Source organism: Kumtagia ephedrae, from assembly GCF_003012745.1.
GTDB lineage: Bacteria > Pseudomonadota > Alphaproteobacteria > Rhizobiales > Rhizobiaceae > Kumtagia > Kumtagia ephedrae.
In genome coordinates this window covers 302,618-312,631 of the sequence record NZ_PXYK01000002.1, presented here as the reverse complement: position 1 = coordinate 312,631, position 10,014 = coordinate 302,618, and the positions used below count along the sequence as shown (strand labels likewise).

6 protein-coding genes and 2 pseudogenes are annotated in these 10,014 nt (G+C 59.3%); 3 read left to right on the top strand and 5 right to left on the bottom strand.

Annotation, left to right across the window (positions count from 1 at the left end; all coding sequences use genetic code 11):
- A pseudogene (locus C7I84_RS03200) lies at window positions 1–310 on the top strand (cupin domain-containing protein); the annotation flags it as partial.
- 159 nt (window positions 311–469) lie between these two features.
- Here the strand turns inward: C7I84_RS03200 and C7I84_RS03195 are convergent.
- Together C7I84_RS03195 and C7I84_RS03190 are read right to left on the bottom strand one after the other, a co-directional pair.
- Window positions 470–1,501 carry a NosD domain-containing protein gene (locus tag C7I84_RS03195; RefSeq protein WP_106770703.1) on the bottom strand — a complete coding sequence of 344 codons (1,032 nt, stop codon included), beginning with the start codon at window positions 1,499–1,501 and terminating at the stop codon, window positions 470–472.
- Between the two features lie 73 nt (window positions 1,502–1,574).
- Window positions 1,575–2,447, bottom strand: a complete 873-nt coding sequence (locus tag C7I84_RS03190; RefSeq protein WP_106770702.1) for a class I SAM-dependent methyltransferase — start codon at window positions 2,445–2,447, stop codon at window positions 1,575–1,577.
- A 130-nt stretch (window positions 2,448–2,577) separates the two neighbouring features.
- On the opposite strand from C7I84_RS03190, the gene C7I84_RS03180 reads away from it, so the two are divergent.
- Both C7I84_RS03180 and C7I84_RS03175 read left to right on the top strand, forming a co-directional pair.
- Window positions 2,578–6,690: a glycosyltransferase gene (locus C7I84_RS03180; RefSeq protein ID WP_133170052.1), complete on the top strand. Its 4,113-nt coding sequence runs from the start codon at window positions 2,578–2,580 to the stop codon at window positions 6,688–6,690.
- Window positions 6,691–6,713: 23 nt separating this feature from the next.
- Window positions 6,714–7,766, top strand: a complete 1,053-nt coding sequence (locus tag C7I84_RS03175) for a glycosyltransferase (protein ID WP_106770699.1) — start codon at window positions 6,714–6,716, stop codon at window positions 7,764–7,766.
- A 139-nt stretch (window positions 7,767–7,905) separates the two neighbouring features.
- Here C7I84_RS03175 and C7I84_RS30310 read toward each other — a convergent pair whose 3' ends face one another.
- The 3 genes and pseudogenes from C7I84_RS30310 to C7I84_RS30505 form a co-directional block, all read right to left on the bottom strand.
- Window positions 7,906–8,859, bottom strand: coding sequence for a TIGR02679 family protein (locus C7I84_RS30310; protein WP_245428299.1), 954 nt, complete (start codon window positions 8,857–8,859; stop codon window positions 7,906–7,908).
- Window positions 8,858–9,415 (bottom strand): annotated as a pseudogene (locus tag C7I84_RS30305) (TIGR02679 domain-containing protein); the annotation flags it as partial. The pseudogene C7I84_RS30305 and the gene C7I84_RS30310, both read right to left, overlap by 2 nt.
- Window positions 9,412–9,939: an SbcC/MukB-like Walker B domain-containing protein gene (locus C7I84_RS30505; protein ID WP_245428296.1), complete on the bottom strand. Its 528-nt coding sequence runs from the start codon at window positions 9,937–9,939 to the stop codon at window positions 9,412–9,414. The gene C7I84_RS30505 and the pseudogene C7I84_RS30305, both read right to left, overlap by 4 nt.
- Between the last annotated feature and the right edge of the window lie 75 nt (window positions 9,940–10,014).

Below are 10,014 nucleotides of genomic sequence, written 5' to 3'. Positions count from 1 at the left end.
CACCGTGCTGGAGGAGGGCGAGCGCTTCAAGATCAAGCGCATCGAGGTAAAACCCGGCGGCCGCCTCAGCCTGCAGATGCATCATCACCGCTCGGAGCACTGGGTGGTCGTCTCCGGCACCGCCCGCGTCGTCAACGGCGACACCGAGATGCTGCTGGCCACCAACCAGTCGACCTACATCCCCGCCGGCACCAACCATCGGCTGGAAAATCCCGGCATCCTGCGCCTGGTCATGATCTAGGTGCAGACCGGCGACTATCTCGGCGAGGACGACATCGTCCGCCTCGACGACGTCTATGGCCGAAGCTGAGCCGACGCGACCGCATGCACGAAGCCGTCAAAAATGGCGGCGCCCAATGGGTTTGCCAGCATGGGCAGGGTCATAACGGCCATGATCCTAAGAGATATCAAAAAATAGAACATGCATATTGCCACGAGCAACTGACCGCCGAAGTCTCGAGCCGAACCCCTATGGTCCCGCTTGACTGGCCGGAGCTCCTGCAGTCGATCCAACGTCCTGGAGCCGAACCGCGTCCGGCGTCGGGCAATGCGACAGCGACGAAGGACCGACAGTTCGCGTCAGATGTGGCACTATCTCGCCGTCTCCAGCACTGTCCACAATCGAATTTTCGACCACATTTCCGAACGAGGGACACTCTACGGTTCGGCAAGCGCCTTCTTTGGATACACAGTACGAGTCGACGACGAGGCCAGGTCCCGCTTGGCTCTCAAACCTATTGCCGATCACGAGATTGTAATTTGATGAGTCACGAAATTTGATAGGATCTCCGCAACCGATATTGAAAACGTTGTCGCGGATCATATTCCAAGAGGAGTATGTTCTCAAATAGATGGAATGCATACCTCGACAGTAGTTGTAGTTCTTGACGTCTGTAAAGGTGTTGTCCGAAATTAGATTGTTACGAGAATTGATTAGCATTATTGCGCTGTAGCTTTTAATAGGCAAATCGATAAATAGACCTATTCGCTCAAATTTATTGCTGGATATTGTATTGAATCCATTCCATCTTTCATAATTGTGCTTACTTCCATATAATAGAATTGCTTGTCTATAATTGCGAATCGTAAGGCCTTTAATTGTGACATTCGTGGCTTGGCCGTGCTGTCCCCTCAGCGCCAGCCATGTGAAGTCACGCGTGCGCAGCACGGTGCCGCTGCCGTCAAACACCGCGGCTCCATTCTCGGCAACGATCGTATACGACCGGATGGAGGGCGAGGAGAGCTCCAAAATAGCCGTGTTGTCCTGATAGAGGCCAGGTTCAACTAAAATGCGGACATGCGGTTGTCCTTGATACTGTCTTTCGACGGTCGCTATCGCCTCGGCGAGGCTGAAAACCGGCCCGTCGGGAGAAAGACGAACAACCAATTCGTCGGATCGGGTATCGGCTCTTCCGACGGCCGCCGATAAGAGGCTTGCTGCCAAGACAATCCAAGCAGCAAACCGCCGAACTCGGGCGTCAACGAGTTCTCCCGCACGCATCAGCTGCACCCCTGCTCTATGGGCCGCTTACCATCTGTCAAAAGTCAATTCGCGGATGACGGTAGGCGAACGACTAGGCGGCCGCAGCAACCCGAGTCTTCGGACCGGATTTGCTGGCCTTCGCAGTCGCCTTCTTAGGTTTTCGAAGGAAGAAGAGGTTCTGAAAGTCGCTCGTAACTCCGGCCGACAGCAGTTCATCAACTGTGAAGTTGTCTCGTGCCTCGGTTCCCTCAATATTGAATACCGCACCGAGCGTGCGATCGAGGTCTTTGCGGCCGAACCTGCGCACATGGTTCCAACGTCCATACTCTTTCGTGCGAACATCCTTCGACACAGCAGGATCCAGCTCCTCGCGATAATAGCCCTTGGCGTAAATTGGAAACGAGAAGAGATGAGCACCGCCTGGTTTGACAATACGGTGGAGTTGCTGGAGGACGATCGTCCAGTTGCAGGGGACGTGCTCGATAACGTGGTTGTGAATGACTAGATCGTAGGTATCACTCGGCAATCCCTTGGCATCTTTACAAAGGTCCAGGACAGCTAGCTTTGCGCCGAGCCTTTCGGCAAGCGGCTGATATCGGTCGCGACTGACATCAGCCATTTCATAACCATCTTGGCAGCGACTTGCGAGATACTCGGCGAAGCGTTCTTCCGGCGCGAAGTGCAGGATTTTCGACTTTTTGGTCAGTTTGACGAACTTTTCGACGAACAGGGCTGCGGCACGTGTGCGCTTGAGCGACCTGCAGGAAGTACATCTCTCCATCTTTCGACCGACATCGTCAACAAATTCGCTGCCGCCGCAGATCGGGCACCTGAATGTAACCATCTCGAGATTCCGCTCTTGTTGGTCCTCCCGGCATTGAGGATTGCATGGGGTGGCAGAGCGCGCAACGGGCGCCCGCCTGCCTTTCTGCAGAACAGACGATCGCTCCTTCATCGTTCCCATCGTGCAGACTGTCTCCCCGACCTGGCCCGGTTCGGGCAGCAACTGAACCGTGAACGAAAAAGGGGCTTGTCTAACCCGTGATGGTGTTTATTGTGCACTGCACCAACGGTCGCTGCTCGGGCGGGGCAACGTGACTGTTAACGACAAGTTGGAAAAGGGTGGGTCGATTATAGTGCTTCCCTTGTTTTCAGTTCTTGCCGAGACTGTCGTGCTTCGTGAGTGCGCTTATGGTGCAGTTGGGATCGGCAAATCCTCACCTGTAAATGTGAATGATAGCGAGCTGAGCGAAAGAATTGGGCTGCTCGCTGAACTGCTTCAGAACCGTGGATTGGAAGGCCTGGGAGGCGATCTAATCAACGGTGATCCTGACTATGTACTCGACGTTGCGAGGAAAGGTTACGACGCTCTGTCGGAGTCTTTGGCCGCAGGGAGATTGGAAGGAGCCGCAAAGAGATCGATTATTCAGGCGTTGGCCGATGCTGTGCTGGTTCGAAATTTTCTATGGGAACTCAGTCACAATCGGAAAGGCCGGGATAAATTGGGCGCTGAAGCGCTCAAGAAGCTGTCTCACAAGAAAGCGCCGCTTGTTAAGCTTCTGTGGTCTTTCCATCGCGGCGATACTGACGATCTCGATTTGGGCGATTACAGCAAAGGTATCGGTTCTCGCCTGAGTTTTTATCGAGAGATATTGGCGATAAGGCGGCTGGCGCATGTACCTCGGTACGAAATTGGGCGGACGGCCACTACTATATCTGTTGGCCGAGGTGCCGAAAATATTACCGGCAATGGTGGTCGGGAGAGTGCCCCGGGTCGCAAGGGCGGGTCGAAATCTCGGAATTCGCAGGAAGGAAATCACCGGGCAGGGACACCTGAACGCCTTGTGACATCCGACCAGTCGCCTCTTCCTGCAGCCGATGTTGTGCAAGAGGCAGCGGCAGTCGCGCCGGTCGATGCGGCGGTGGTCCGCGGTATATTCAGGATGCTTACAGGGGACGAGGACTTCGCCTCCGGTGATTCAGGAGGGGTTCGGAACTATGCCGCAAGCGTACAAAGTGCGCTTCTCAGTGAGCAATTCGCTGACAACATTCTTCGACCTCTGAGGGCGGGCCTTATCGTCGAAGGTGGAGACGCTTCACCGGACCCGTCGATGTTGGAGCGTGTGGCGGTTGTCTTGGCGCAAGGCCCGGAACACCATCGAGCTGTACACTCGGCCAAGAATTGGCACGACGCGGTCGTGAACTGCCTTGCGGAACCCAGGTTCGTCGACGCATTTCTTCCAGCGGGGGTGGCGGATACCTATCATGCCTATGTCGCCGATGCGTTGAAGGCATTCGCTGCTGGTGCCGGCGGAGGCAAGGTCGGTTTCAACGGGACAACCGTGGAGATCGAGGAGCATTACCGCGTGATCGTTCGCAGTGACAGCCCGCTTCCGTCGGGACAACTCTTCGCCCATCTCCATCTGAAATGGACGGAAGGCGAATTGGCTCTTCATGCGCCTTTCGCGAGCGACGCTGATGGGCGCAAGACAGCGAAGATCACCGTTCCGCTATTCTGGCAGGGCGCGCGCACCATTTCGGGCTCGCTGATGATCGGCCCGCTCCCGCCGCGAACGGCAGCAGCGGACGATAAAACCGAAGGTTTCGCGCCAGCCATCCCCATTTGGCTGTCGTGGTCAGAGCAGGACATCCGGGAAGTCCAGCTCGGCGTCGAGCGTCAACTTCAGCGAGCCCGTTTCCTGGCCAATCGTGCGCGTTACGCCGAAGCATTCGATTTGCTTAGGCAGGTACTGAGCGCCCATCCGGATTTGCCCGATGCGCAGGCTCTGTATATCAGCCTGCTTGCGCACAGTGGCGAGCTCGAGTCGGCCTGGTCTCACCTCGCCACCCTGCCTGAGATGGTGGCGGGAAGTACTGAAATAATGTCGCTGACGGCTCGTCTCCTGCTTGCTCGAGGGGACTTGGATGCCGCCAGTCGGAAGTTTGAAGCCCTGCCGGCGGGGGAAATCGCCGTGGGAGCACTTGCTGCCCTGGCGGCTGTGGCGCGACAGGCGCCCGAGCTGCAGCTCACTTCACGTGGAGAGCAACCTGGCGGCCTGGTGGTGCCCGAATGGATACTGACACAGTTGCGCGACTACTTCCTAGGCAGGTCTCTTACGGGCATTTCAGAAGTGCCTCTCGGCGCGGCGCCAGCCGAGTTGAGACCTGGCATCGCTCGACTGATCGTCGATAGTCTCATTGCTGGTTTCGCGTCCGAGGCGGTCCTACAAAGAACGGCAAGTCGTTTCGACCGCGAGGGTTTGATCAATCTTGTCGACATCATCGAGCAGGCAAGGCGCAGGCAGCAGACTCACACGGTACTTCCCATTCTGGCGGTTCTGGCACCGCAGAGGATCAACCAAATCGATCTGCTTGTGCTGGCCGCCAAGCGCCTGAGTGCAGCGGGTCGATGGAGTGACTCACTTCCCTTCGTCGACGAGGCTGTACGGCGGGAGCCAAACAATTTCGAAGTTCTTGACCTGGCAGGGAATGTCAACCGGCAGCTAGATCGCCCGGAAGTGGCGATTTCCTCTTACGAACGCGCATTGGCCATCAAACCCAATCACACTTCCCTTATGGATCGGCTGAGTGCCTTGGAAAACGGTCTCAGACGGAGAGACCCGCTACGCAAACGGTCGAGCGCTCAGGATCTGATCAAACGCTACGTGGATGCGCGCCGAGCTGCGCTGTTCCGGAATGCCACCGATCGCGCGACGCGTTTCGCCTACGGTCGCGCGCTCACTATGTCCGGGGAACTGGAGGACGCAGCGAACGTCTACGAAAAGCTCGTGACACAGTATCCCGACTTCGTGGAAGCCCGGCGAGAACTGCTGCGGATAGCGCAATTGCAGGAAGATCACACCAGTGTCCTGCGCTGGGGAGAGACGCTTGTCGATTCCACTTTCGACGAGAAAGTCGTAGTGGCGCTCGTAAAGGCGTTGCGCGGCACCGGGCGAGTGGAGGAGGCGATCGAACGGCTGCGCGCCAATTTTGACAAGGGCGGAATTCACCTAAAGCGCGAATATGTGCGCAGCCTGTTTGTCGTGGCCGACTTCCGGCAAGCAGCGGAGGTGGCTGATGGATTGCTCGGCTTGTATCCTTCCGATCTGGAGTTGAGGCTCCTCGCCGCGGCGGCACATCTCGAGACGGGAGATACTGTCAAAGCTGCGTACCATGCTCATATCGCCAACCACGACGGTGGAATGCTGCGGTTCCCTCTGGAAATGCCGCTATTCCTTTATGCCGTTTCGCGTAAGGCAGGAGACGAGGAGCGGGCCCTGCGCGCCTTGAACCCGATGTTTGCCCAGTTTGGCGCGCAAGCAATTGGGGTCGATCCCCGGTATGGTGACGATCTGTTTGATCAGCTGGTTGGTACCGGGATTTATCCGGAGGGAGCGCCAAGTCCGGCTCACACGTTCGAAGGACCGCTGGTTTCCGTTGTGATGACGACTTACAACGCGGCGGCTTATGTCCAGACGGCCGTACGCTCCATCCTCCAGCAAAGCTATCGCAATATCGAGCTGATCATCGTTGACGACTGCAGCAGCGACTCTACCCCGGATGTCCTGCGCGAATTGGAGCGCAGGGATCCTCGTGTGCGTGTCATCCTGAAGTCGACCAATGACGGCACCTACGTCAGCAAGAACACAGGCCTGCTGCAAGCGCACGGACAGTTCATCGCTCTCCAGGATTCCGATGATTGGTCCCATCCCGACCGGCTTGCTCGCAGCATGGCGGTGCTGTTGACACGACCGGATTTGGTCGGCTTGACGACCGATTGGCTGCGGATGACTACGGACGGCAATGTCGTCATCAAGGCTGGCGGACAGATCTCCCATCTGTGCTGCATATCGCTTGTTTTCCGGCGCGAAGCGATGGAGAAGGTTGGCTTTTTCGACAGCGTGCGCATCGCCGCCGACCTCGAATTCATCCAGCGGCTGGGGCTGGCATACGGAACGCAGGCGATACCGCGCTTGCGCTGGCCGCTATTGCTTGGAAGGGCTCGCTCGGATTCTCTGACCGCAAGCGAGGAGTTCGGTCTGACGCGGTTCGGTTTCAGCGAGCCGAGGCAGCGATACCATGAAAAGTCAAAGCTGTTTCACTCTGAGATCCAGCGCGGGGACCGCCCTTATATGCCCTTCCCACTGGCGGCTCGTAAATTCGAGGCGGACCAGATCATCCTGCCGTCGCGTGCGAGTGCAGCCTAGATCTAGCCAGATGAGCGTGAGCCATGCAGGTTATTAACTATACAATCTATGGTGACAACCCTTACCACGAAGCATTGTACAGTGGCCTGACTGGGCGTTATGAGCCGGCGAAGGGCGATATAGATCTGGCGGTTACGCAGATCGAGAATGAAGGCAAGAAAATATTTCACATTCACTGGGAAGAACATTGCCTAAGGCTTTGCGCGACAAAGTCGGAGGCGCGGTCCGTTTCTGAATACTTTGTGGAAAGATGCCGACATTTCAAGAAGGCCGGAGGGAAGATCGTTTGGACGATGCATAATCTGATGCCCCACGAGCTGGAGCATCCAGATATATTCCTTGGGCTGAGGAGGAGTATCGTTGAAATGGCGGACAGGGTCCTGATCCACAATCTTGAGGCTCTCAAGATTCTGCATGAACAAGCTGCCCCGAATCCAACAAAGGTCTACTATCTCCCGCACCCTTCGTATCTCGGCGTTTACGAAGCTAGCGAGCGTACACGCTCACGTAGCGACGCGCCAACGCGCCCACGGACGGTGCAGGCCTTCGGCATGGTTCGGCGATACAAGGGACTGGATGGACTGCTCGATAACCTGCCCCCTAGCTTCACCGAGAATCATGGCATAGACCTCAGGATCTCCGGTCAGCCGTTGCCGACGGACAACTATGCGCACGAACTGGCCGCGAAGTGTGAAACACGCTCCGACGTCGACCTCGATTTCCGCAAGGTCCCGTCAGAAGAAGTTCCCGACCTTTTGCGGCAAGCTGGCTGTGTGGTTCTCCCCTATGAGCGCTTTCTTACTTCGGGTGTCGCGCTGCTGTGTCTGTCTGTCGGCGCACCAGCCGTCGCGCCGGATACGCCTCCAATGCGCGAGCTTTTCCCTGCTGTCGCCCACAGGCTGCTTTACAAAGCCGGTGATATGGATGACTTCCGTCGCGCGATCGTTGAAGCAATCGATCTTTCATCCGAAGAACGAGCAAATATCGTCTCGGCCTATCTCAAACGCGCTGAATATCTTCGGCCCGAGCGCATTAGTGGGCAACTCGGCAAAATCTACGATGCGCTGGTGAATTGACCGCGGGCGGCACCACAATACCGAGTGCGCCGATCGTCGGGCCGACTGCTATCGCTTCCCCGGCCATTAAGGGTCGGCGTGCCGTTGTGACGAGCAATTCTGTCCGTCCAATCCTTTAAGGCGTTCCGTCCAAGCAGATTCAGAGGGCGCCATTATGCAACTTATTGAATTTGTTAAAGGCAACGTCCCTGCGCAATTTCAGAAGGACGCAGAAACGGTTCATCGCTGCTGAAACGAGTGGCGGCAGCAGCGGACACCTGAACTTCGGGAGAAAACCTGTTCGTTGTTTGCTTGTCATGGCTCCACCTTCCCAAGGTTTGGAGCCTCCGGCAAACCCGATGGGCGGCGCTGAAAATGCGTCTTCTTTAGAGAAGGCACCTTTATCGATCATCCAGGTCCTGCAATAAGGAGGCGGCCACGGCCTCCTCGGCGATGGCCACGCGCTGGTTTTGCATGGCGACTTCAGCGCCCCATCCCACGACGCTTCGACCGCCTTGCCTCCGAGGGATTGCGCCGCCGTCGTCCGGACGGCGGAAAGATAGTCGGCGGCGCCGAAACGCCACGGCTGCGCGCCGTGCTCGCGCATGAAATGGTTGCCGATGCGCAATCCGGGCCAGTCGAAATCGCCGTGATAGCGGAGCCGCGCCCCCGCTTGCGCCAACTGCGAGAGGAGGCAGCGTTGCGCGGCGGCCGGCATGCCGTCGGTGCAGACCAGGGGCGCGCAGCCGGCGCCGAGCCGATCCGCGGCGATGGCGAGCAGGTTGGGGTTTTCGCAGACATGGACCGTGCGGTCCGCCACATCCCACGAAGGCGGCGAACGCAACAACGACCGCAATGATGCATAGGCGGGCTCTCCGGGAAGCCAGCGGCCGCTTTCGGCGTTGCGCACCGGCAGGTTGAGGAACAGCGCCGGACGCGCCAGTTCGTTGACCAGAACGCCCGCCCTTGCCCAGGTATCGCGCGCCCGCTCCGCGCCGCCGGCCAGTTGCGCATCGGGGTCGGCTTCCGTCAGCGGCTCGCTGCCTTCGTCGGCAACGGGAGAGGTGGTGTGACGCCAAAACGGCCAGCACGAGCGCCGCCGCTGCCCGGCCATTGTCGAGCGCATGGGCGTCGCCCAGCACATCGGCGGCGAGTTGCGAGCGCGTGATGCCATTTGCCGGCAGAAGCCGCAGCACCTCTTCGGCCTGGCGGCAGAGCTGGGCTGCCGCCTCCGGATCCTGCCGGGCGAGCCGCTTGAGCAGCCCGATGCCCGCCGGTGTTTGCAGCAGGCCGGCCATGCCTGGATGGCCGCAGCCGTCGATCACGCCCGACCACGATGTCTGCAGCCGGAGGCGCACTTCGGCGAGATGGACAATGGGACCGTCGAGCTTTTCCAGAGCGTCGCGCAGGGAAGCGGCGATGCCGGCGTTCCGCATGGCGGCATCGATGCCGGGAACGTCGATCTGCAAGGATTTCGAGCGGCGCTGCGGCCGGCCGAGCAGGGAGGCCAGCGCCGCGTGTTCCTCCGCGCCGAGCTCGCCGACGCGAATGGTTTCGACGGCCTGGTCGAACGGCACGCGCTCGAAGCGCTGGCGCAGCCGCCTGCGCAGCGCGGCGAGATGGTCGCCGCCGAGCAGGCGCTGTAGGCGGGCGTCGGCGTCGCCGCTCATGCCGGCGCAAATCGGCGGTCGGGATCGGCCTCCAGCGTCTTCTCCCGTCCGTCCCAGGTCCACCGCGAGACGAACACTGCGTCGATGCCCTCGCGCCGCTGCAACTGGCAGATGGCGACGCCGGGCAGCTCGGCGTAGCATGCCCACTCGCGTTCGCTGGTGATGACGAAGTCGAGGTCGAACTCGCGGATCAGTCCCATGCAATGCGCCCGCGTCGTGTCGTCGATGCCGGCGAACGCTTCGTCGAGCAGCATCAGCCGCGGGGCGAGCGCATAGCTACCCTGGCTGTAGAAGCTGGCGACCGCGGCGAACAGCGGCACGGTGAGGCCGAGCGCCCGCTCGCCGCTCGACGCGGGGCCGGAAAGCTTGCGCCAATGCCCCTCCTGCCAGCGCTCGACGCGGAAGCGATGCCAATGGCGATAGTCGAGGGCGCGGGCGAGCTGGTCGAGCAGGGTGCCGCCGCCATCCCTTCCGCCGATCGAATCGGCGCGCTCCCGCTCGGCGGAGATGCGTTGCTGCAGCATGGCGCCGACGACGCTGCGGTCCTCCGCCGACCACAGGTCGGCGCTTGTGTTGAGCAGGCGCTTGCGCGCCACGTC

What these genes read in the sequence shown, in the direction of transcription:
- C7I84_RS03195 (WP_106770703.1), bottom strand. Translation starts at nt 1,501, where the DNA reads ATGCGTGCGGGAGAACTCGTTGACGCCCGAGTTCGGCGGTTTGCTGCT.
- C7I84_RS30505 (WP_245428296.1), bottom strand. Translation starts at nt 9,939, where the DNA reads ATGCTGCAGCAACGCATCTCCGCCGAGCGGGAGCGCGCCGATTCGATC.
- C7I84_RS03175 (WP_106770699.1), top strand. Translation starts at nt 6,714, where the DNA reads ATGCAGGTTATTAACTATACAATCTATGGTGACAACCCTTACCACGAA.
- C7I84_RS03190 (WP_106770702.1), bottom strand. Translation starts at nt 2,447, where the DNA reads ATGGGAACGATGAAGGAGCGATCGTCTGTTCTGCAGAAAGGCAGGCGG.
- C7I84_RS30310 (WP_245428299.1), bottom strand. Translation starts at nt 8,859, where the DNA reads ATGGCCGGGCAGCGGCGGCGCTCGTGCTGGCCGTTTTGGCGTCACACC.